This is a genomic window from Haploplasma modicum ATCC 29102, assembly GCF_000687835.1.
Classification (GTDB): Bacteria; Bacillota_I; Bacilli_A; order Acholeplasmatales; family Acholeplasmataceae; genus Haploplasma; species Haploplasma modicum.
Genome location: NZ_JHYB01000006.1, coordinates 75,467 through 97,543, shown reverse-complemented (window position 1 = coordinate 97,543; position 22,077 = coordinate 75,467). Strand labels below are relative to the sequence as shown.

Here is a 22,077-nt window from a genome sequence, read left to right as displayed (position 1 = left end):
ACGGAGCTATACTAATAGCCCTGTTATCTCGTACTAAACTATGTTGATATGAAGAGTATCATATAAAATTTGTGAGTAAAGAGTGTATAAAGCACTCTTTTTTTCTAAAACTGTTTAAAAAAGTGTGGACATTCCAAATAATTATAGTTATTCTAGTTATAATAAAACTAATACAATAATAGAGAAAACCGGAAGCATTAATAAAATTTATACATTCGATGAAATAGGTAACGTGACTCATATCGTAAGACTAAACAACAACTTATTTATGGACGGGATAATATATGAATATGATGAGTTTAAACGATTAATTAGTGAAAGTAAATATAATAGTAATAATCATCTAATAAATAATATATTATATAGTTATGATAGTAGTGGTAATATTACGAGTAAAACAACCAATGATAAAACAATCAGATATATTTATAATGGAACTATTAAAAACAGGTTAGATAAAGTAGTATCAAATAGTGAAGTACTATATGAATTTAGTTATAATGATAATAAGTTTAATCCAAGTAGTTATAAAAAAGGTAATATTAATCATAACTTAATTTGGAAAGGTAGAAACTTAATCCAAATTGGCTCATCAAGTTATAAATATAATGAAAGTGGAATAAGAATAGAAAAGTCAGCAAACAACACAATAACTAACTATATCCTTGAAGGTAATAAAGTCATTAGTAGTAAGACAAGTAATGATGAGTTAGTATATCATTATGATAGTAATGATATGGTAATAGGTTTTAATTACTTAGATAAAGAATACTTCTATGAAAGAGACTTACTTGGAAATATTATAAGTATTATTGACGCTTATCATATAACTGTGGTAAAATACGAATATACAGCATTTGGTATACCAACTATTATAGTACCAGAAAACCCAGATGGTAATTATCAAGCACTAGCAAATAAACTTAAAAACTTAAATATTTATCTATATAAAGGATATATCTATGATATAGAGAATAAGCTTTATTACTGTGAATCAAGATATTATGATCCAGAACTAGGAAGATGGCTATCTATTGATAGTTATAATTATCTTGATCCAAGTAGCGCTAATGGAAGTAATCTATATGCATACTCTTTGAATAATCCAGTTATTTACCTAAATAGCGTCGTACATAACTCTGTCAATGTAAATAACTCAGTTGGTGGATTTGGGTCATTAATCAGCACAAGCAGTTCTATTACTAGCACAGCGTGGAATACAAGCAGGAGTTCGGCTTCAACTAGTCCATTTGCCAACCATGTTAATAAAGCAAATCATTCTTTCAAACGGATAAACAATCCGATTGCAAGTCTACTAATAGGGAATGTATCATATACTGTTACAGTATCTGATAAAAATCCTGGACTATTCTATTCATATTCAAATTATGGGTTTGGCAGCGTTGGATATGGAGTCGGAGTTAACGTAGGTGGTTGGTTAGGATTAGAAGTTTTTGCAGCAACTCCAGGAGATATTGGTATGGGTCTGCAGGTAACGCCATGGTTTTATGGAGGAGCACAAATTGGTTTGAGCGGCATAGGAATGACAATCGGTATGGATATTGGTTTAACTTCTCATGATCTATCCGTTAATATTGGTTGGGGAACCGCAGGATTAGTTGCATTAGCAATGACACCAATTCCTGGGGCAAGAGCTGCAGCTGCTACCGCAGCAGCAGTTATCTTCCTTGTTGGATGGATTGGTCATGGAGATGGAGGATACTACTTTTAATGAATAAAAATAAACAACAAATCAATTCATTTTATGAAGATACAAAAACATTGAAGCGTATTTATTTAGTGTTGACTATTCTTTTTTATATAGGTTTCATTTTTGGTACATGTGCAATAATTCTTTATCGTTTTATTTCACCTGCTGAACTATTAGATTATTATCAACCGAGTGGGGAAGATATTATTGTTACTATTGTTTGCTTATCATTTGCAATCATGTTTAATGTTATTATAGTAAAATCAGAAAGATTTGATTACTATATTAAAATCACAGAAAACGAAATTGAATTTTCTTCAAAAGGGAAAATAACTAATTATGAAACATCTGATTTGACAGAATATAAGATTTTTGGTAAATATGTTCTCTATAAAGAGTATGTATTGATCTTTACAAATCAAAGAAAAATCATGATTATCACAAAAAAGGAACAAGAATTAAAGCACATGCTTGATACATTGATATTAAAAAACATCAGTGCAGAATGAAAAATAGATTTTTGAATACTTGCTTATGTGAACGAATACAAAAAATAACTCAATTCAAGACGTTCTTTTTAAGGATTTATAAGTTTAGTTTTCCAGTGTGCGTAATATGGCTATACTAATAGCCACGTTAGCACAAACTAAACAATGATTAAGAAATCGACTTGTTGGCTTTATTAAAAAACTTTTACAAAAATCATAAAAAAGGAAATATAGTCATTCTTGTCAGTAATTTCAATCAAACTTAAGCTAATGCTAAGAAGCTTAATATCAAGGTCAAAGTCGAGTGTTAATACTCGATTTTTTCTTTATAAGAGATGTATCCTTATTCTTTATACTTTAAAAAGTTTTTCATTTAATACAAAAATAGAAACAATATAATAGTAATGATCAACTAAAAAATAATATGTTATAAAGCAATGATAATTGTTTCAACATTATAAGTAAAAAGTAAAATTAATCATAACCTAGTTTTTCAAGATAAAACCTATTTAATAACTATTTTTTTTGCTAGTTAAAACATGTGTTTTATTTGTATGTTATAATTAAGATATAGTAAAGAAAAGAGGGTGTTTTTATGAATAATTTTCATAATAGCAAAACAAACTATATTGAAAGTGTAATTATTAAAGTAAAAGATTTAAATAAAATGTTAGATTTTTATTTAAAAATAATGAAATTTGAAGTGATTGAAGAAAAGGATAATTTAGTAAGCTTAGGTGTTAACAATAAAATATTTTTAACACTAGAAGAAGATAAGAATGCAATAAAGAGAGATTCAGAAGGACTATATCATATCGCATACCTACTTAAAAATTTAGATGATCTAGCATCATTTATTAATCACTTAGTAAAAAACAAATATCCAATTACTGGTGGAGCTGATCATTTAGTTAGTGAAGCAATATATTTAGATGATATAGAAGGTAATGGGATTGAAGTTTATGTTGATAGAGATAGTGTATCATGGGAATTTGATAACACTGAAATAGTAATGGATACATTACCAATTGATATTGAAAAAATTATGAATAGAAATATTTATGAATGGAAAAGTTTTCCACATGATGCAGTAGTTGGTCATGTTCATTTTAGTGTTAGAAACTTAGATGGATCATTAAAGTATTTTAGAGATGTTCTAGGTTTTGATTTATTACTTGAGTTTAGAAAAAGAGCACTATTTTTTAGTGATAGAAAATATCATCACCATATTGGAGCAAACACCTTCAGTATAAATTTGAAAAAAAGAGAAGATAATGAATTAGGTTTAGTTGGTTACAAATTACATATTGATAAGGAAAGAGAACAAGAATTACTAGATAATTTAAATAAATATGATTTTAAAATAATAAATGAAGATAATAAACGCTATTTTAAAGACATATATAATATTAAAGTGTACTTCTAATTGGTGGATAAGATGGAAAAAAGACAAAGAGAACAAGTATTTAGAGATCCAGTATATGGCTATATAAGTGTTGAATATAATGTAATAACCAAAATTATTAATAGTAGTGAATTTCAAAGACTTAGAAGAGTTAAACAACTAGCCGGTGTGCCAATGGCTTATCATGGGGCTGAACATTCAAGATTTTCTCATAGTATTGGTGCTTATCATGTAGCAACACTATTTCTAAATAACAAAGATTTAAAAGAAGCACTAAGCGAACGTGATAAGATTTTATTTTTAGCAACAGCATTACTGCATGATATTGGTCATGGTCCATATTCTCATGCTTTTGAAGATGTTTTTAAAACAGATCATGAGATTATTGGTACAAATATCATATTAAATTCAAAAGATTTAAGAAAAATCTTAGATGAAGTTGATTTAAACTTTGCAGAAGATATTACTTCAATTATTTTAAAACAAAATAAATTTCCACTCCTAGAACAATTAATCAGTAGTCAACTTGATGTTGATAGATTAGATTATCTTCTTAGAGATGCCTATTTTTGTGGTGTAACTTACGGTAATATTGATATTGATAGGTTAATTAGAGTAATGAGAATTCATGATGGTAAAATAGTTTTTAAATCATCAGGAATTCACGCGATAGAAAGTTATTTAATTAGTAGATATCATATGTACTTTCAAGTTTACTTCCACCGTGTGGCTAGAAATTATGAATTAGTATTGGAAAAGATTTATTTAAGAGTCAAAGACTTAATTGAAGAAAACTATAAGTTTATGGCTGATGTAAGAATATTAAAAGAAATCTTAAAAGATCCAAGTAACATCAAATATTATTTAATGATTGACGATTATTATATAAACGGATTAGTTTCAAACTTTAAACTAGAAAATGACTACATTTTAAAAACTCTAGCAACTGATTTTATGGACCGAAGACTTTGGAACTATTCAAATAACGAAAGTGATTTACCAAAAGACTATACAGAGACTGAAAAAAGATATTTTGAAGGGAAAGTTACCCTTCAGGAACAAACTTATAATGATGAGACGAAAAACATGGCTGAACAAATATTTATCTTGAAAGATGACTTAACATTAAGTACACTAGATAAAGAATCAAGAGTTATTAACAGTTTAGTTGATAGTGGTAAACAACAACAAGTTAAGTTTTTCTATAGAGATAGATGAAAAATCAAATATTTGTAGTTGAAGGTAAAAATGATGTTAACAGACTTAAATCAGTCTTTAATGATATTAATGTTATAAGTGTAAATGGATCAGCAGTAGACAGTGAGATTGTTAAATATTTAAATAGTATAAAAGACAAGTTTGAAATTGTTGTTTGTACTGATCCAGATTTTCCTGGCCTTAAAATAAGAAATGAACTAGAAGAAAAAATCGGAAATGTTAGTCACGTCTTTCTAGAAAGACATAAATCATTTAGTAATAATCGTAAAAAAATCGGATTAGAACATTTATCAAAAGATGATATTATTGAAGCATTTAGTAAAATATATCGAGTTAGCAATTTGCTTGAAAATAATATTACGATGAGTTTTTTAGTAGATAATAAAATAATCGGTAGTGATAATAGTAGTAACCTTAGAAAAAAATTAGAAGAATCATTAAACTTAGGTCACACCAATGGTAAGACACTACTTAAAAGATTAAATCAAATAAATATAACAGAAGAAGAAATATTGGAAGCTATTAAATAGCTTTCTTTTTTTATAAAAACCTTAATATAGAGATTGTCCATATAAAAATTATTATTTTAAGGTTCAAACAAACAATTATGTTATAATGTTAATATTAATAAAGAGGAGTATGTAATGAGTAGAAAAAAAGAAGTTAAGAAAAGACACATATTTATTATTACTTTAGCAAAAATATTTGTAACTATACCCTTAAAAATCAAGTATAGATATACATATAAAAAATATAAGGACTTAAAAGATGGACCTTATTTAATCTTAGGAAATCACACAATATCAATTGATCCAATTTTAATGGGTTTATCATTTCCGTTTCATATTTACTATTTTGCAACAGAGCAAATTTTTAATTTAGGATTATTAAGTAAATTATTAGTATTCGCTGCTAATCCAATTAAAAAAACAAAATCAGTTTCTGATTTAAGTGCAATTAAAAAAGCTAAACAAATAATAAATGAAAAAGGAAGTGTTGGCTTATTTCCTGAAGGTAATATTACCTATGACGGAGTTACTAATAAAATGAGCCCATCAGTTGTTAAATTAATTAGAATGTTAAAAAGACCAGTGATCTTTTATAACTTTGAAGGACTATACTTTTCTAATGGAAGATGGACTGTTTATAATAAAAAAGGAAAAAGCCGTGGGTTTATTAAAAAAATCATTAATTATGAAGAATATAAAAATTTGAGTGATGATGAACTATTTGATATTGTTAAGGAAAATCTCTATGTAAATGCTTATGATTTTCCTTATAACAATTTTAAAGGAAAAGAGATTGCTAAAGGATTAGAGAGATTAGTTTTTATTGATTATAAGTCAAATGAACCTTTTAGTACGTATACAAAAGGTGATATGCTTTATTCTAAGTCTAGTAATCTTACCCTTAAATTTTTAAATAATGGTATAGTTACCGACAACGAGAATAAAAGTTTTAATTTAATAGAGATTCATGAAAAAGTATTAACAAGTTACCTAAATTATTATAGAAACAATAAAAACTTTAGTTTTGATAGAACGGTTAATTTATCAAAGACTGATGCAAATAAAAAGCATGATTTAGGAAAAGGAAGTTTTACTTTAAAAAATGATAGAGTTATTTTTAATAATAAACATATTGAAAAAGAGTTTTTATTTAGCGAGATTAGTAATCTAGCAATTCAAGGTAAAAAGCAAATTATCATTTATGAAGATAATGATACATGGTTATTTAGATTTGATCTAGAAACAAGTCCGTACATATATTTATTAACATATCAATTTTATAATGAAGGAGAAAATATATATGATGAAAATATTAGCATTCATAAATTCGGATTACAGTAGTTGGGGCTTAATGGTCCAATTTGGTATTTTATCTTTAATGTTGTTAGTTGCAAATATTATAAGAAGAAAAGTTAAAGTATTTAGAACATTACTATTTCCCACAGCAATCATTGCTGGATTTTTAGGACTTGGTCTTAAATATTTAATAATTGGTTTAAACGTAACAATTCAAGGTGAATATTTAATTAGTAATAGCTTCCTTGAGGGAATAACATATCATGCAATTGCAATAGGTTTTATTGCAATGGGACTTAAATCAGTTAAAAAAGAAGGAACAAATGAATTAAAGGGGAGACCATTTAAAACAGGTCTTATCATCGTAAGTACTTATTTAATTCAAGGTGCTATTGGTGTTATTATAACAATTGTAACGTTTAACTTCTTTAAAGGAATTGCACCATTTTCAGGATTATTATTACCAATGGGATTTGGTCAAGGACCAGGACAAGCTAATAATATAGGCGGCATTTTTGAACAAAACGGATTTATTGGTGGTAAGTCATTTGGGCTTGCAATTGCTACAATAGGAACAATCTGGTCAAGTGTAGTTGGAATTTACTATATTAATAAAAAGTCAGGTGAAGGAAAAGTTAAAAGAGCTAGAGAAGAAGAATCAAAAGATGTAAAAAGCGAAGTAATTGAAAGTAAAAATGAGATTCCTGTAAGTGAGGCAATTGATAAAATGAGTATTCAAATTATTTTTGTTGCTGTTGTTTATCTATTTAGTTATTTATTTATGGAAATTATAACTACATTAATTAAGGTAGAAGCAATTACTGGATTAATCTGGGGCTTTAACTTTATTTTTGGGATGTTGTTTTCTTTAGTATTTAAAGTAATACTTAACTTCTTACAAAAAAAGGGTTGGATGAAACGAAAATATACTAATGAATACATGTTAAACAGAATAACTGGAGTAGTATTTGACTACATGATTGTTGCAAGTATTATGGCAATTAATGTTTCTATGATTGCTAAAGCGGAGTTTTGGATTACATTATTAGTATTAACTACAATCGGTGGTTTTGCAACATATTACTATTTAAGATTAGTAGTTAAGAAAACATACCCAGATTATGAGCATGAAGCATTCGCAGCACTATTTGGCAACTTAACTGGAACAGCAAGCAACGGTATTGCTTTACTTAGAGAAATAGATCCGGATTTTAAAACACCAGCTTCTGATGATTTAGTTACAGGTTCATCGACTGCAGTTTTATTTGGAGCACCAATTCTATTAATTACAGGTATTATCTATCTTGATGGATGGTATTATTTATGGGGAAGTTTAGCACTAATGATTGTACTATTCTTTGTATTTTTCTACTTTTTAATAAGAAAAGATAAGGCAAAATAAACTTAAATTTATAGTCATCAAGCATCTTTGTTTGATGACTATTTCTATTATTAATGACAAATAAATAGATAAATAAATTATATACTTGAAAGTGTTAACATTTTTTTATATAATAAGGCTGGATAGAAAATAAAAAGGAGAGCATATAATGAAAAAAATTTTATCTATATTAGCAGTATTTTTATTGGCTTTAACTTTAGTTTCATGTACAGGCAAATCTTATGAAATTGCCATGATTACAGATACAGGGGATATTGATGATGGTTCATTTAACCAAGGAACATGGGAAGGAATCGTTAAGTTTGCAAAAGAAAACGGTAAAACTCATAAATACTTCAAACCAGCAGGGGAAGCAATATCAGATTATGAAGCAGCTATCGATTTAGCAGTTAAAAGAGGGGCAAAAATTGTTATTACTCCAGGATTCTATTTTGAAGTACCAATTTACCACGCTCAAGACAAATATCCAGATGTTAAATTTGTTATTTTAGACGGATCTCCACATGATGGTGAATATAACGGTAAATTAGGCGATAATACTTTATCAGTATTCTTCCAAGAAGAACAAGCTGGATTCTTAGCAGGATATGCTTCAGTATTAGAAGGATTTACAAAATTAGGTTATATGGGTGGTATTGCAGTACCAGCTGTTCAAAGATTTGGAATTGGTTGGATTGCAGGAGCATATCATGCAGCAAAAGAAAAGAACTTAACAGAATTTAATTTCTCAGCAGACTATTACAAATATACAGGATCATTTGCTCCAAGTGATCAAACAAAATCAGAAGCAGCAACATGGTATAGTAATGGAATCGAAATTATTCACGTAGCAGCTGGTGGTGCAGGTACATCAGTGATGGCAGCAGCAAAAGATGCAAGTTCTGGCGCAACTAAAAAATGGGTAGTTGGTGTAGATAGTGACCAAGCTAAAGATTCAGATACAGTTATCTCATCAGCAGTTAAAGGTGTTGGTGAAGCTGCAGAGAAAGCTTTAAAAGCATTCTATGAAGGTAAATTCCCAGGTAAAACAACATGGAACTTAGGTGTTAATGATCAAGCAGTTGGACTACCACAAGGTGATAGTTTCAGATTTAAAACATTTACAGTTGCACAATATGATGCAATTTTTGATAAATTAGTTAAAAAAACAGTAACTGTTCCAACAACAGCTGATGAATTAGCAACATTCGTTGATAATCTAGGTTATACAGGAAAAATAACAGCTGCATTAAAAGCAAAAATTAACGGATAATCTATTAAACTAAGTAATTAAAAATTAGGGGAACTTTATAGGTTCCCCTTATTCAAATATGGAGGGATTTACATGGTAGAAATGAAAAACATCACCAAGGTATTTGGACCATTAGTAGCAAACGACAATATTAATTTTACTATTAAAAATGGTGAGGTTCATGCCTTGTTGGGAGAAAACGGAGCAGGTAAAAGTACATTAATGTCTATTCTCTTTGGTCTTTATAGACAAGATGAGGGAGAAATATATGTTGATGGTGAACTTGTTGAAATTAGACACCCTAATGATGCTACTAAATACCGTATCGGAATGGTTCACCAACACTTTAAATTAGTTGAGGTTTTTTCTGTTTTAGAAAATATAATTTTAGGGATAGAAGATACTAAAAATGGGTTTTTAACAACTGACCAAGCACGAATTAAAGTGGAAAACATCATGAATCAATATAACCTTAGAGTTGATTTAGATGCTAAAATTAAAGATTTAACAGTTGGACAGCAACAAAAAGTTGAAATTATTAAGATGTTGTATCGTGATAGTGATACATTAATTTTTGATGAACCAACTGCTGTATTAACACCACAAGAAATCGATGAATTAATGGATATTATTAAAAACTTTGCTAAAGAAGGCAAAGCGGTTGTTTTAATAACCCATAAATTAAATGAAATTAAAATATCTTCTGATCGTTGTACTGTTCTAAGAAGAGGTAAACATATTGCAACAGTTGATGTTAAAGATGTTACTACCGTCCAGATGGCAGAATTAATGGTTGGTAGACCATTAGAATTTGATTATAAAAAGAAAAAATTTATGCCAGGAGAAAAAATTTTAGAAGTTGTTAACTTAACTAAAGAAGGAAAATATAAAAAACTCTTAAATAATATCAGTTTTAATGTTAGAGCTGGTGAGATTGTTGGTATTGCTGGTATCGATGGTAATGGTCAAACAGAATTAGTATATACACTTGCAGGATTAGAACCTGCAACAAGCGGAAATATTATCTTAAATAATATGGATGTAACAAAGAAAAACATTAGAAAAAGATATGAACAAGGTTTATCATATGTCCCTGAAGATCGTCAGAGAGATGGTTTAGTTTTAGATTTTGATATTGCAAATAATGTTATATTACAATCTTATTATAAAGAACAATTTCAAAAGAACTTATTTTTAAAACATGATGATATATATAAATATGCAGATAGATTAATTGAAAAATATGACATTAGATCAGCACGAGGAGCAGTTACTGAAACTAGAAGTATGAGTGGTGGTAATCAGCAAAAAGTTATTATTGCTAGAGAAATTGAACGTGAGCATAATCTATTAATGGTTTTCCAACCTACAAGAGGTCTTGATGTTGGTGCGATTGAAAATATTCACCAAGAGCTTATTAATGAAAGAGACAAAGGAAATGGGGTCCTTTTAATATCCTATGAACTTGATGAAATCTTAAATTTAGCAGATAGAATTCTTGTAATATATGAAGGTGAAATAACACTAGATGTAGCAAGAAAAGAAGTAGATGCAAATAAACTTGGACTATATATGTCTGGGCATAAAGGAGGAAGTTTGAATGAGTGAAAAAACAAACTTTAAAGAAAAACTTTTAAAGGGATCAATAAGCTTATTTGATAAACTAAAACCTAGTTTGCTATCTATTGCAATTGGTTTAATAATTGGATTAGTTGTAATGTTTATCTTTAATCCTGCAGAAGCAATTCCCGGACTCTTTACAATGCTTTCAGGCGGACTAGGCAATGGTATGAAAGGACTAGGAGATATTTTATTAAATGCTTCTGTTCTTATTCTAGTTGGTCTTGCTTTAGTTGTTGCATTTAAAACAGGACTATTTAATATTGGTGCATCAGGTCAAATGATTGTTGGTGGATATTTAGCAGTCCATGTTGGTGTTCTTTGGAAAATGCCTGCACCATTCCACTGGATGGTTGCTTTATTAATGGGTGTTATCGGAGGAATGATCTGGGGAATGATTCCAGGGTTACTTAAAGCATTTACTAATACAAATGAAGTAGTATCTAGTATTATGTCTAACTATATTGCAACTATCTTAGTAGTTTTATTAGTAAAAAGAAATGTTTATAACCCAAACTATGCTAAATCAAAAGATATTTTAGCAAGTGCACAATTACCACAATTTTCAAACCTTTTCAATGGTTCTAAAGCTAATATAGGTATAATTATTGCAATTGTAATGGTTGTAGTAATCTATTATCTATTTAAAAAAACCACAATTGGTTATGAATTAAAATCATCAGGATTTAACCCTCATGCAAGTAAGTATGCAGGGATGAATGCTAAGAAAAATATTATCTTAGCAATGGCTATTTCCGGCGCTCTAGCTGGATTAGCAGGTGCTATTCAGTATTTAGTAATTGGTTCAAACATTGGAACAACTTATGATTTATTACCACAAGGTTTTGACGGTATTACAGTTGCTTTACTAGGACAAACGGAACCGATTGGGGCATTATTTAGTGGATTTTTCTTAAGTTATATTAGACAAGGTGGATTCTATATGCAAGGTAATGACTTCCCACCACAAATTATTGATATTATTACTTCAATTATTGTTTATACAACCTCAATCTCAGCAGGTATTCAGTTATACATTAAATATATAAAAGATAAGAGAAAAGCTAATAAAGAAGAGGTGGTTCAAAATGATTAATATACTTCAACTATCATTTGTTTCAATAATACCTTTATTAATTGTTGCTCTTGGTGGACTTATGTCTGAAAAAAGCGGTGTTACTAACATTGCTTTAGAAGGGTTAATGTTAATTGGTGGATTTATTGGAATTTGGACTATTAAAATTTTACAAACAAGTGGAAATGTTCCACCACAATTAGTTTATTTAATTGGAATTTTAGTTGGTGGAATTGTTGGTGGATTAGTAGTTACAGTTCACGCATTTGCATCAATCAAAATGAATGCAGATCAAACTATTAGTGCGACTGCAATTAACTTATTTGCACCAGCATTTGCAATCTTTACCGCAAGATCAGTTTTAGGTGGACAACAAGTAATCTTCAATCCAGAATTTAGAATTGACAAGATTCCAATTTTAGGTGATATTCCACTTTTAGGTGAAATATTCTTCCAAAAAACTTATATTAGTTTTTATATTGGGATAGTTATTTTACTAGCTGTTTGGATTTTAGTTTACAAAACAAAACTTGGATTAAGAATTAGAGCTGTTGGTGAAAATCCACATGCAGCTGATGCTCAAGGTATTAATATTTATCGTGTTAGATATTTTTCTGTAATTAGTTCTGGAGTTTTAGCTGGTATGGGTGGAGTAATCTTTGTTGCTACAACATCTGGATCATTTGATGCAACTGTTGCTGGAATGGGATTCTTGGCAATCGGGGTATTAATCTTTGGTAACTGGAGTCCATTCAGAGTATTATTTGCAGCAATCTTCTTTGGATTATTTAGAACAATCTCAAGTGCTTATGTAAGTATTGCTTTCTTAAATAAATTAAACTTACCTAGTGAGATATATTTAATTATTCCATACCTAGTAACGCTTATTGCACTGGCATTTACTTCAAGAAATTCAAGAGCTCCAAAAGCAATTGGAAAGATTTACGATATTTCATCAAGATAAAAAAAACAACTAAATTAATAGTTGTTTAAATACCAAATAACATTTTAGTGATTTTATTAGTAATAATAACTTCGCTTTTTTTGTTTTCTATTTTAATAATGCCACTAAATAAATCTTTACTTTTAACAATAAATGAACTATTTAATGTGATGTTATTGTTAGATAGAAAGAGAAGTAATTCCTTATTATCTAAAACTCTTTTTAAAGTAAAGACTTCACTTACTTCAAAATCAATTAGTCTTTTTGTATATGCTTGTGCTATTTTACCTTCTAGATTAGGGATTGGATTACCATGTCCACAGTACTCAGGTTTCCCTAAATAAATATATAATTTTTCAATCAATTCAGGATTAGCGGTATGTTCTAATAACTCAGCTTCTTCATGAACTTGGTCCCAGCTATACTTTAGCTCATTCATTAAGAATACTTCCCAAATACGATGAGCTCTAACCATCCTTATAGCCTCTTTAGTGCCTAGATCAGTTAGTTCTACCCCTTTATAAGGAATATAGTTTAAATAGCCTTTTTTTGATAGTTTTTTGATCATTTCATTAACACTTTGATCAGTAAATCCAAGTGATTCTGCAATGTCTAGAGATTTAATAATTGATTCATTTTTGTATGACTTTAAATCATAGATAGTTTTTAAGTAATCTTCTTCTGAACGATTAATCATAAGTCCTCCTAAGTAATACTCTTAATTTTTTGATTATGAAACTTTATTCCCTTTTCAGTCAAAAAAATTAAGTCATTTTTATTTATTAAATATTCTTCCTTAATTCCTAGTTTGATAAAGAAGTTAATTTTATTTTCACTCCAATTTAATTCATTGTGAATGTTTGTTATTCTAATTTCATCTTCATTATTGTTTTGATGATTAAAAATATGAATTAATAAAATGAGAAACGCAAATTCATTTTTTTGCTTTGCTCTTCTATATACTTTAAATAGTATACCACTGATTGGATTAAATAGAAGAACTAAAATAAATGTAACTAGTGTAGTAGTTGCAATAACACCAGAGATTGTAACGTTAATGTTAATAGCAATAATATATCCAACAATTGTATTAAATGCTGCAATAATTGCACTGTAAATAATAGTATACTTTAAGTCTTTGGTAAATTGCATTGCTGTAATAGCTGGTCCTATCATTAAAGCAACAACTAAAACAGATCCAACCGAACTAAAGGATGTAACAGCGGTAAACGAAACTATTACCATTAATAAGTAATGAATAATAATTGGAGATATGCCAAGAACTTTTGCTAAGGGACTATCAAAACTTACTATTTTTAATTCTTTGAAAAATATAATAATAAATAAAATGTTGATAACTAAAACTAATAAGCCAATATAAAGTGATTTTGGTCCGATATTAACACCAAAAACAAATAGTTTCTCAATTGAAGCAAGTTCTAGTTTTCCAAGTAAAACAGCATCAACATCCATATGAACATCACTAATAAATAAGGTTATGATAATAATTGCAATACTAAATAGAAGGGGAAATACCACACCGGTTGCAGCATCTTCATTTACTTTTTTAGTTTTAACTAAAGACTCAATTAGAGTAACAGTAATTAATCCCATCAAGATTGCACCAAAAATTAAAAGTGGTGAATCAAGATTAGGAACTAATAAAAAGGTTAGTACTATACCTAATAATACAGTATGGCTAATAGCGTCAGTCATCATAGACATTTTTCTAACAACCAAAAAGACACCAATAATTGAACATGCAAGAGAAGTAACTAATGCAATTAATAAGATATTTAATCCCATAAGTTTTTACCTCGCATAATATTATTAATTAAAGTATGACCTCTATCACTAATAAAATAAGTATTATTATCAATATTTAATAAGCCTTCACTATAAAAAGATAAAGCGATATTATCTTCTATTTCACCAAATTCATAAAAGTGAACTAAGTCATGATATTTTTTTATTAATGATTTTTGTTTCTTGCTATTGATAAAAGTAACTAAAATACCTTTCTTAGGTGAAAATAACAATGATACGATTAATAAAATACTTAAAATAATAACGATGATTGGTCCGGTTGGAATCCCATTAACATTAAAGCTAATAAATGTGCCAATACCAGCAGATATTGCTCCAAAGATTCCAGCTAAAATAAAGTTTACTGAAAGCTTATTACTCCACTGTCTAGCAGAGATTGCAGGAGCAATAAGTAGTGCAGACATTAATATAACACCAATTGTTCTAATAGATATAACAACAACTAAAACCGTTAAAAATGTAATTAAAAATCTTGTTATGTTTGAGTTGAAACCAAGACTTTGATAAAACTTTTGATCAAAAATAAAAGCTTTAATTTGGTTCCAAAAAAGAATAGAAATAATTAGTAAAACAACAGATGAAATAATGATCATTACAACATCTTTTTCTAACATTGTTGCAGCCTCACCAAAAATAAATTTACTCAAACCCGCTTGGTTTGAACTCTTAAGCATACTAAGTAAAACATTACCAAACCCGAAAAAAGCAGATAGAATTAAAGCCATTGAGGCATCGTATTTAATAATAGAATACTTTTTAATTAACTCAATTAAACCAATTGAGATAAAGGAAAATACTAATGCACCAAGTAAGAGAATTAATATATCACGAGAATTAAAGATCATAAATGCAATAACAACACCAGGAAGTGATGCATGTGATAAAGCATCACCAATTAAGGCTTGTTTTCTAAGTGTAGGAAAAATGCCGATTGCTCCTGCAGCAAAACCAAGTAAGAAAGTACCAATAAAAATCTTTAAAAAATAAGGATCATTAAAGTATGATAAGATATTATTTACCATTGTCATCTTCCTTTAATAAGGCTATTTTATTAGATTTATATGTTTCTTCAATTGTATTTGAATTAAAAACATCACTAACTTTACCGTTTGCTATAACTTTCATATTTAAAAATGTAACCCAATCAAAATATTCAGGTACTGTTTCTAAATCATGATGAACAACTAAGACGGTACATCCCTTATTTTTTAATTCTCTTAATATTTCAATAATCGCTTTTTCAGTTTTAATATCAACACCTTGAAATGGTTCATCCATAAAATAGATTGATGCTTCCTGAACTAACGCTCTTGCTAAAAAGACTCTCTGTTGTTGGCCACCGGATAATTCAGATATTTGTCTATGCATATATTTATCCATTCCAACTTTAACTAATGCATCAAGTGCTTTTCTTTTATCGTCTTTGCTAGGACGCTTAAACCAGCCAATAGAGCCATATCTTCCCATTAAAACAACATCAAAAACGGTAGTAGGAAAATCCCAGTCTACTGATCCTCTCTGCGGAACATAGCCAATATTTTTATAAAAATCTTTATATGTTTTTCCTTCAAACAATGTAGTACCAGATATGGATTTATGAATATTAAGCATTGCTTTAATTAATGTACTTTTACCAGCCCCATTTGGGCCTACTATAGCAATTAAATTACCCTTTGGATAAGATAAATCAATATCCCATAAAACAGGTTTTAAGTCATATGCTACAGTTAAGTCCTCTACTTTAATATAATCATTCATTATTATTTCCTCCTCCAAGTGAAGCAACAATTGTGTCAATATTTTTTTTATACATCTTAATATAGGTATCATCATCACTATTACCACCAAGTGAATCAGAGTATAAATTACCACCAATTGTAACTTTATAATTATTTCTATTCAAAGCCTCTTTAACAGAAGTAATAGTTTCAATTGGTACTGATGTTTCTGGGAAAATTGCAACAATTTTATATTTTAAAATTATATCAATTATTTCTTTTACGTCAGAAGGTGAAACTTCAGCCTCTGTTGATAAACCTTGTAGCGACATAACAGTGAAACCAAATTCTTTTCCCAAATATTCAAATGCATCATGCGCTGTTATTAGATAACGATTATTTTCTTTTATTTTACTGAAATTATCTTTGGCATATTTAATTAATTCTAATAACTCAGTTAAATAACTATCAAAATTATTTTGATAGTATTCCCTATTATTACTATCTAATAAAATTAATTTATCTTTGATAATAGTTGTTGCTTCAATGTAGAGATTAATATCAAACCAAAAGTGTGGATCATATAAACCACCGAAGTTTTCATTTTCTATTAGTAAATCTTTTTTATCACTATTAATTAAACTAGTACCAATATTTAATACATTTTTATTACCGTCATTCTCAAAACTTTCAATGACTCCTATTATTTTACCTTCTAAGTGAAGCCCACTTGCAATTATTAAATCAGCTTTATCAAGAGCGATAAAATCATTTGGTCTTGCGATATATTGGTGTGGATCAATTCCTGGTCCCATTAAAGAATAGACATTAACTTTTTCTCCACCAATTCTATCTGCCAAATCTTTCATAATATTTGTTGTCGTTGTAATGTTTATCTTTTCTAAATCATAGTAGTATTTATTACCACAAGAGGATAATAGTAATGATGAAGTTAAGATAAATAATAAGTATAGTAGTCTTTTCATTTAATTCCTCCAATGTTAAGGTATGCCTTAAAACTAATTTAAGTATAACACTATAAAAATAGAAAGTCAATTACTTTAAAAGTATAGTATAATAATATCGTTAAGAAAAGGGTGGTACTATTAGTGAACATCAAATGAAAAAGAAGTTTGGCCAAAACTTCTTAAGAGATAAAAACTTATTAAAAAAAATTGTAGACAGTGCTTTAATTAAAGATAAAGATGTAATTGAAATAGGTCCAGGGATGGGAGCTTTAACAACATTTTTAATTGAACAAGCAAAAAATCTTGTTGCATATGAGGTCGATCTTGAATTAGAAGATTTTTTAAGAAATCTCGAACAACAAAACAGTAACTTTAAAGTAATCTTTAAAGATATTTTAAAAGTTGATTTAAGTGGTAATAGCGAAATGCATGTTGTTGCTAATATACCGTATAACATTACTAGTCCAATCATCTTTAAAATAATTGAAAGCAAAAATATTAAGTCAGCAACATTAATGGTTCAAAAGGAAGTTTGCGATAGAATCCTTGCTAGTCCTGGAACTAAAGACTATAATGCATTATCAATTATTATTCAGTACTTTATGGATGTGAAAAGAGTTGTTAATGTTAGCAAAAAAATGTTTTATCCAGTACCTAAAGTAGACAGTGCAGTCTTTAGAATGGTTAGAAAAGAAAAAACTCTTGAAGATAGAGAAGAAGAACTATTCTTAAGTATAGTTAAAGCATCATTTCATCAAAAAAGAAAAACTATTTCTAATAATTTAAGCTTTGGATTTAATCTAGACAAATCAGAATTGAATGATTTCTTAGATTCTTTGAATATTGACTCAAATTTGCGTGCCGAAACAATATCTAGCGATAAATTCATCGAAATGGCTAAAAAATGGCCATTTAACAAAGAATAAGAGTAAACGTTATCATTTTATCTTTTCAAAATCTTTTATTTTCGTTTTATTATGATATAATAACATTATAAAACGGTTTTGTTGGAGGGGAACATGAAAATAACTAACGTAAGAATTAAACTAGTGAATACGGAAGGAAGATTAAAAGCCGTAGGATCAATTACAATTGATGACAGTTTTGTCATTCATGATGTTCGTGTACTGGAAGGGGAAAAAGGAATGTTTGTTGCAATGCCTAGCAAGAAAATGCCAAATGGCATGTTCAGGGATATTGCACATCCAATCAATACAGAGACTAGAACATTAATCGATGCGGAAGTGCTCGGAGCTTATGAAAAAGCTTTACAAGATGCTGAAGTAGAAACAGTAGAAGAGGGTTAAAATCCTCTTCTTTTTTTGAGAAAAAAAACATTTTTTTTATTTTAAAAATATAAAACAAATAAATCTTTATAAAGAGAGGATAAGGTATGTTGGGAAAAAAAGAGAATTATAATGTTTTGTTAGTAGAGATAGATGACATGATTACGGTATATAAGAAAGTATCTAACTGTGAGTTTAAGATAAGAACAATTGATGTTTTTGAAAAAACATCAATTAACCACCTATTTAAATGTACTGATTATAATATAGGAGCTAATCAAAAATTTAGATCGATCAAAAATTTTTATCCAACAATATTGGATGATTTTAATTTGATTAGTTGGAACATAGTAATTGACGCACACTTAAAAGGGGATTTAGTAGCAAATCTTGTTTTAGATTATGTAAAAGAAGAAGTAAGCATAATTTTAGATGATCTTTTATTTATTGGTTGTTATGATAAGGTAGAATTTAGAATAAGCGAAAATATTAAAAGAAAAGACTTTATTGATAAAAGTAATCTAAAGATAGGTAGCAATAAGAGCTATGCATAAATTACTTAAGGGATTAAGTGAGGATGAAAAAAAGGATTTAATCTATCACATTAAGAAAAAAATGTTTTCTATAAACTGTACAGTAGAACATGATCATAATTTACTAATAAGAAATAGATGTGTTAGGGAGACAAAATATATAAACTCCCTAACCATAAATAATGTTTGTGAGGTTTTAGAAGATAGTTTTGCATATAAAATAATTTGTGATAAATTTAGTGATAAAAAACAAATGATAAAAACAGATTTCATAACTTTAGAATCTGGAAGAAATTCTTTCACATTCCAGTGTAATCAGGGTGAAAATGAATATGTTGAAAATAAATATTTATACAAATCGAAAAGTAATAAAAATTTTATTACCTTTAATAACATGTTTAAAGAATCGTTAATATTTCCTAAAGTAAATACAATATATAAATATATCTTAAGTTTCAAAGGAGAAAAACATATAATATTTCCGCTTTTTGATTTTGATTCAAATATATATGTAAAAAGTAAGTATCATTGTGTTAAGGAACATTATTTTGAAAATTATAAATACTATAATAAATTACTTAAACAAATAAATGAAATTGCCAAAAAAGAATTAATTTATATATATTTACCTAATTTACTTAGTTATGAAGATTATTTACATTGGAAGATATTAATAAAACGTTTTATTGATAATTGTAAAGTTGGACCAGTTATCAGTGATTTCGAAGACATATACGATATTGAAGATTATAAAAATCTTGATATAGCGATAATTGATTATGATGAACTAATATATGAGGTTCATGGTAAATATAAAATTTCTTACAATGACTTTAAAGATAAATCTATTAGTGAGTTTAGAGACCTACACACAGTTTTAAAGCAGTTAAAAGTAGAACATATCGTGTATTCATCTAAGTTAAGTGATGAAAAAATTATTGATAAATTAATGATCATGGGATTTAATAATTTTATTTACAGTGAAGAAAACATGGAAAATATCGAAAAAACTGTTAAATCATCGATAAAAAGAAGAGAAAAATACCGAGAAAAAATCAAAAATAAACAAAGTGGTAAAAATAGTTGCAATTAAAGAAAAAGTGTTATATAATAAAAAAGCTTATGTTTTAAGTAGGCGTTGATATGGAAGGTTGCTGGTACACGGATAGCCGTTGTCATGTACCGGGTTTTTCCAAGGAGCAAGTTTATAAAAATATTATAGGCGGAAGGAGAATATAAAATGGCGAAAGATGTAATTAAAATAAGATTAAAGGCTTACGATCACAGATTGATCGATCAAGCAGCTTTAAAGATTGTTGAAAGTGTTGAAAAAACAGGTGCAAAGGTAAATGGTCCAATTCCATTACCAACACAAAAAGAAGTATTTACTGTTTTAAGATCACCACACGTTAATAAAGATTCACGTGAACAATTTGAAAGAAGAACACACAAAAGATTAATTCAAATTGTAGATCCAAACCCAAAAACAATTGAAGCTTTAATGCATATCGACTTACCATCAGGTATTGATATCGTATTAAAGAAATAAAAATAGAAAAGAAAGAGGTATATCATGGCCAAAGGAATCTTAGGTAGAAAAATTGGTATGACACAGATTTTCGACGAAAATGGTGTTTTAATACCAGTAACAGTTGTAGATGTTGCAAACAACGTAGTACTACAACAAAAAACTGTTGAAACAGACGGTTATGTTGCGACTCAAGTTGGTTTTGAAGATAAAAGAGAAAATCTATCAAACAAACCAGAAATGGGACACGTAGCAAGAGCAAACACTGCACCTAAGCGCTTCGTTAGAGAAATTCGTTTCCTAGGAGATAACGATTTAACAAACTTAAGCGTAGGGGATGTAGTTTCAGGTGATATTTTCACAGAAGGCGAAATGATTGATGTCACAGGGATATCAAAAGGTAAAGGTTTCCAAGGTGCGATTAAGAGACATAATCAAACAAGAGGACCTATGACACACGGTTCTAGATACCACCGTGGGCCAGGTTCAATGGGACCAATCAAAGGGAACTTAAAAGGTAAAAACTTACCAGGTCAAATGGGAGATGTTCAAGTAACAATCCAAAACTTAAAAGTTGTTAAGTTTGATCAAGAAAATCAAGTTCTATTAATTAGCGGTAGCGTACCAGGACCTAAAAAAGGTTTAGTAGTAGTTAAGTCCGCTGTTAAAGTGAAATAAGGAGGGAAATTATGCCAAAATTAAACATATTAAATCAAGCAGGAGAAACAGTAGGTAATATCGAAGTTTCAGAACATGTGTTTGGTATCGTTCCTCACCAACAAGCACTATTCGATGTAGTTAATGCTCAAAGAGCGGCAATGCGTCAAGGAACAAGCAAAGTTAAATCACGTACTGAAGTTTCAGGTGGTGGTAAAAAACCATGGAAACAAAAAGGTACAGGACGTGCTAGACAAGGTTCAATTAGAGCTCCACAATGGCGTGGTGGTGGTGTGGTTTTCGGACCAACACCAAGATCATATAATGTGAAGTTAAACAAAAAAGTAAGAAACTTAGCATTTAGATCAGCGTTATCATCATTTGTACAAGATGGAAAAATTATCGTTTTAGACAATTTAGTATCAGAAAATGGAAAAACAAAAGAATTCCAAACATTATTAAATAACTTAAACGTATCTGGGAAAACATTATTCGTAAATAATGCATTTGACGGAAAAGAAGTAAGAGCAGGACAAAACATTCCAACAGTTAACTTTGCAGTTACTAACCATTTAAGTGTATATGATGTTTTAAATAATAAAAACGTTGTATTAACAGTAGATGCTGTAAAACAATTAGAGGAGGCTTTAGGAAATGAGTAA

At 28.7% G+C, this 22,077-nt stretch carries 23 protein-coding genes; 18 read left to right on the top strand and 5 right to left on the bottom strand.

The features are described 5' to 3' along the window. The first annotated feature begins 124 nt into the window (after positions 1-124). The 11 genes from T352_RS0105615 (at position 125) to T352_RS0105565 (ending at position 12,919) form a co-directional block, all read left to right on the top strand. Entirely contained in the window at positions 125-1,732 is a 1,608-nt protein-coding gene (locus tag T352_RS0105615) for an RHS repeat domain-containing protein (protein ID WP_156951207.1), read from the top strand. A 68-nt stretch (positions 1,733-1,800) separates the two neighbouring features. Continuing rightward, on the top strand, positions 1,801-2,220 hold the full coding sequence (locus T352_RS0105610) for a hypothetical protein (protein ID WP_162151229.1): 420 nt from the start codon (positions 1,801-1,803) through the stop codon (positions 2,218-2,220). A 574-nt stretch (positions 2,221-2,794) separates the two neighbouring features. Next, positions 2,795-3,625 (top strand): VOC family protein, encoded by an 831-nt coding sequence (locus T352_RS0105605; RefSeq protein ID WP_026392126.1) that lies wholly within the window; start codon positions 2,795-2,797, stop codon positions 3,623-3,625. Between the two features lie 12 nt (positions 3,626-3,637). Then, positions 3,638-4,822 carry an HD domain-containing protein gene (locus T352_RS0105600; RefSeq protein ID WP_162151228.1) on the top strand — a complete coding sequence of 395 codons (1,185 nt, stop codon included), beginning with the start codon at positions 3,638-3,640 and terminating at the stop codon, positions 4,820-4,822. Next, on the top strand, positions 4,819-5,352 hold the full coding sequence (rnmV, locus tag T352_RS06685; protein ID WP_051615855.1) for a ribonuclease M5: 534 nt from the start codon (positions 4,819-4,821) through the stop codon (positions 5,350-5,352). The genes T352_RS0105600 and rnmV overlap by 4 nt, the downstream gene beginning before the upstream one ends. Positions 5,353-5,466: 114 nt before the next feature. After that, positions 5,467-6,672, top strand: coding sequence for a lysophospholipid acyltransferase family protein (locus tag T352_RS0105590; protein WP_026392124.1), 1,206 nt, complete (start codon positions 5,467-5,469; stop codon positions 6,670-6,672). After that, the gene (locus T352_RS0105585) at positions 6,632-8,029 is read left to right on the top strand and encodes a sodium/glutamate symporter family protein (protein ID WP_026392123.1); all 1,398 of its coding nucleotides are present in this window, start codon (positions 6,632-6,634) and stop codon (positions 8,027-8,029) included. Before T352_RS0105590 ends, T352_RS0105585 begins: the two co-directional genes overlap by 41 nt. 148 nt (positions 8,030-8,177) lie before the next feature. Beyond that, positions 8,178-9,281 carry a BMP family lipoprotein gene (locus T352_RS0105580; protein WP_026392122.1) on the top strand — a complete coding sequence of 368 codons (1,104 nt, stop codon included), beginning with the start codon at positions 8,178-8,180 and terminating at the stop codon, positions 9,279-9,281. A 72-nt stretch (positions 9,282-9,353) separates the two neighbouring features. Then, positions 9,354-10,868 carry an ABC transporter ATP-binding protein gene (locus T352_RS0105575; protein WP_162151227.1) on the top strand — a complete coding sequence of 505 codons (1,515 nt, stop codon included), beginning with the start codon at positions 9,354-9,356 and terminating at the stop codon, positions 10,866-10,868. Then, positions 10,861-11,976 (top strand): ABC transporter permease, encoded by a 1,116-nt coding sequence (locus tag T352_RS0105570; protein WP_051615854.1) that lies wholly within the window; start codon positions 10,861-10,863, stop codon positions 11,974-11,976. The genes T352_RS0105575 and T352_RS0105570 overlap by 8 nt, the downstream gene beginning before the upstream one ends. Continuing rightward, positions 11,969-12,919 carry an ABC transporter permease gene (locus T352_RS0105565; protein ID WP_026392119.1) on the top strand — a complete coding sequence of 317 codons (951 nt, stop codon included), beginning with the start codon at positions 11,969-11,971 and terminating at the stop codon, positions 12,917-12,919. The genes T352_RS0105570 and T352_RS0105565 overlap by 8 nt, the downstream gene beginning before the upstream one ends. Before the next feature lie 25 nt (positions 12,920-12,944). Here the strand turns inward: T352_RS0105565 and T352_RS06680 are convergent, their stop codons facing one another. From T352_RS06680 to T352_RS0105540, 5 genes are read right to left on the bottom strand one after another with little or no spacing between them, the layout of a single operon-like run. Then, positions 12,945-13,595, bottom strand: coding sequence for a metal-dependent transcriptional regulator (locus T352_RS06680; RefSeq protein WP_051615853.1), 651 nt, complete (start codon positions 13,593-13,595; stop codon positions 12,945-12,947). A gap of 8 nt (positions 13,596-13,603) precedes the next feature. Beyond that, on the bottom strand, positions 13,604-14,704 hold the full coding sequence (locus tag T352_RS0105555) for a metal ABC transporter permease (RefSeq protein WP_026392118.1): 1,101 nt from the start codon (positions 14,702-14,704) through the stop codon (positions 13,604-13,606). Beyond that, positions 14,695-15,747, bottom strand: coding sequence for a metal ABC transporter permease (locus T352_RS06675; RefSeq protein WP_051615852.1), 1,053 nt, complete (start codon positions 15,745-15,747; stop codon positions 14,695-14,697). The genes T352_RS0105555 and T352_RS06675 overlap by 10 nt, the downstream gene beginning before the upstream one ends. Beyond that, positions 15,737-16,483: a metal ABC transporter ATP-binding protein gene (locus tag T352_RS0105545; protein ID WP_035345474.1), complete on the bottom strand. Its 747-nt coding sequence runs from the start codon at positions 16,481-16,483 to the stop codon at positions 15,737-15,739. Before T352_RS0105545 ends, T352_RS06675 begins: the two co-directional genes overlap by 11 nt. Then, entirely contained in the window at positions 16,476-17,429 is a 954-nt protein-coding gene (locus T352_RS0105540) for a metal ABC transporter solute-binding protein, Zn/Mn family (protein ID WP_162151226.1), read from the bottom strand. Before T352_RS0105540 ends, T352_RS0105545 begins: the two co-directional genes overlap by 8 nt. 134 nt (positions 17,430-17,563) lie before the next feature. Here T352_RS0105540 and rsmA point away from each other — a divergent pair, with 134 nt between their 5' ends. The 7 genes from rsmA (at position 17,564) to rplD (ending at position 22,077) form a co-directional block, all read left to right on the top strand. Beyond that, positions 17,564-18,337: a 16S rRNA (adenine(1518)-N(6)/adenine(1519)-N(6))-dimethyltransferase RsmA gene (rsmA, locus tag T352_RS0105535; RefSeq protein ID WP_035345471.1), complete on the top strand. Its 774-nt coding sequence runs from the start codon at positions 17,564-17,566 to the stop codon at positions 18,335-18,337. Positions 18,338-18,430: 93 nt separating this feature from the next. Continuing rightward, positions 18,431-18,718: a septation regulator SpoVG gene (gene spoVG, locus T352_RS0105530; RefSeq protein WP_026392114.1), complete on the top strand. Its 288-nt coding sequence runs from the start codon at positions 18,431-18,433 to the stop codon at positions 18,716-18,718. 86 nt (positions 18,719-18,804) lie between these two features. Then, positions 18,805-19,251, top strand: a complete 447-nt coding sequence (locus tag T352_RS0105525; protein ID WP_026392113.1) for a hypothetical protein — start codon at positions 18,805-18,807, stop codon at positions 19,249-19,251. Continuing rightward, positions 19,244-20,323 carry a hypothetical protein gene (locus tag T352_RS0105520; protein ID WP_026392112.1) on the top strand — a complete coding sequence of 360 codons (1,080 nt, stop codon included), beginning with the start codon at positions 19,244-19,246 and terminating at the stop codon, positions 20,321-20,323. Before T352_RS0105525 ends, T352_RS0105520 begins: the two co-directional genes overlap by 8 nt. Positions 20,324-20,470: 147 nt before the next feature. Next, on the top strand, positions 20,471-20,779 hold the full coding sequence (gene rpsJ, locus T352_RS0105515; RefSeq protein WP_026392111.1) for a 30S ribosomal protein S10: 309 nt from the start codon (positions 20,471-20,473) through the stop codon (positions 20,777-20,779). A gap of 24 nt (positions 20,780-20,803) precedes the next feature. After that, positions 20,804-21,436: a 50S ribosomal protein L3 gene (gene rplC / locus T352_RS0105510; protein ID WP_026392110.1), complete on the top strand. Its 633-nt coding sequence runs from the start codon at positions 20,804-20,806 to the stop codon at positions 21,434-21,436. Positions 21,437-21,447: 11 nt separating this feature from the next. Further along, positions 21,448-22,077: a 50S ribosomal protein L4 gene (gene rplD, locus T352_RS0105505; protein WP_026392109.1), complete on the top strand. Its 630-nt coding sequence runs from the start codon at positions 21,448-21,450 to the stop codon at positions 22,075-22,077.

Excerpts from the sequence above, each read along its gene's own strand:
- rnmV (WP_051615855.1), top strand. The coding sequence starts at position 4,819 with ATGAAAAATCAAATATTTGTAGTTGAAGGTAAAAATGATGTTAACAGA.
- T352_RS0105565 (WP_026392119.1), top strand. The coding sequence starts at position 11,969 with ATGATTAATATACTTCAACTATCATTTGTTTCAATAATACCTTTATTA.
- T352_RS0105520 (WP_026392112.1), top strand. The coding sequence starts at position 19,244 with ATGCATAAATTACTTAAGGGATTAAGTGAGGATGAAAAAAAGGATTTA.
- rsmA (WP_035345471.1), top strand. The coding sequence starts at position 17,564 with ATGAAAAAGAAGTTTGGCCAAAACTTCTTAAGAGATAAAAACTTATTA.
- T352_RS0105580 (WP_026392122.1), top strand. The coding sequence starts at position 8,178 with ATGAAAAAAATTTTATCTATATTAGCAGTATTTTTATTGGCTTTAACT.
- T352_RS0105570 (WP_051615854.1), top strand. The coding sequence starts at position 10,861 with ATGAGTGAAAAAACAAACTTTAAAGAAAAACTTTTAAAGGGATCAATA.
- T352_RS06680 (WP_051615853.1), bottom strand. The coding sequence starts at position 13,595 with ATGATTAATCGTTCAGAAGAAGATTACTTAAAAACTATCTATGATTTA.
- T352_RS0105600 (WP_162151228.1), top strand. The coding sequence starts at position 3,638 with ATGGAAAAAAGACAAAGAGAACAAGTATTTAGAGATCCAGTATATGGC.
- T352_RS0105555 (WP_026392118.1), bottom strand. The coding sequence starts at position 14,704 with ATGGGATTAAATATCTTATTAATTGCATTAGTTACTTCTCTTGCATGT.
- rpsJ (WP_026392111.1), top strand. The coding sequence starts at position 20,471 with ATGGCGAAAGATGTAATTAAAATAAGATTAAAGGCTTACGATCACAGA.
- spoVG (WP_026392114.1), top strand. The coding sequence starts at position 18,431 with ATGAAAATAACTAACGTAAGAATTAAACTAGTGAATACGGAAGGAAGA.
- rplC (WP_026392110.1), top strand. The coding sequence starts at position 20,804 with ATGGCCAAAGGAATCTTAGGTAGAAAAATTGGTATGACACAGATTTTC.
- T352_RS06675 (WP_051615852.1), bottom strand. The coding sequence starts at position 15,747 with ATGGTAAATAATATCTTATCATACTTTAATGATCCTTATTTTTTAAAG.
- T352_RS0105585 (WP_026392123.1), top strand. The coding sequence starts at position 6,632 with ATGATGAAAATATTAGCATTCATAAATTCGGATTACAGTAGTTGGGGC.
- T352_RS0105590 (WP_026392124.1), top strand. The coding sequence starts at position 5,467 with ATGAGTAGAAAAAAAGAAGTTAAGAAAAGACACATATTTATTATTACT.
- T352_RS0105575 (WP_162151227.1), top strand. The coding sequence starts at position 9,354 with ATGGTAGAAATGAAAAACATCACCAAGGTATTTGGACCATTAGTAGCA.
- rplD (WP_026392109.1), top strand. The coding sequence starts at position 21,448 with ATGCCAAAATTAAACATATTAAATCAAGCAGGAGAAACAGTAGGTAAT.
- T352_RS0105605 (WP_026392126.1), top strand. The coding sequence starts at position 2,795 with ATGAATAATTTTCATAATAGCAAAACAAACTATATTGAAAGTGTAATT.
- T352_RS0105525 (WP_026392113.1), top strand. The coding sequence starts at position 18,805 with ATGTTGGGAAAAAAAGAGAATTATAATGTTTTGTTAGTAGAGATAGAT.
- T352_RS0105545 (WP_035345474.1), bottom strand. The coding sequence starts at position 16,483 with ATGAATGATTATATTAAAGTAGAGGACTTAACTGTAGCATATGACTTA.
- T352_RS0105540 (WP_162151226.1), bottom strand. The coding sequence starts at position 17,429 with ATGAAAAGACTACTATACTTATTATTTATCTTAACTTCATCATTACTA.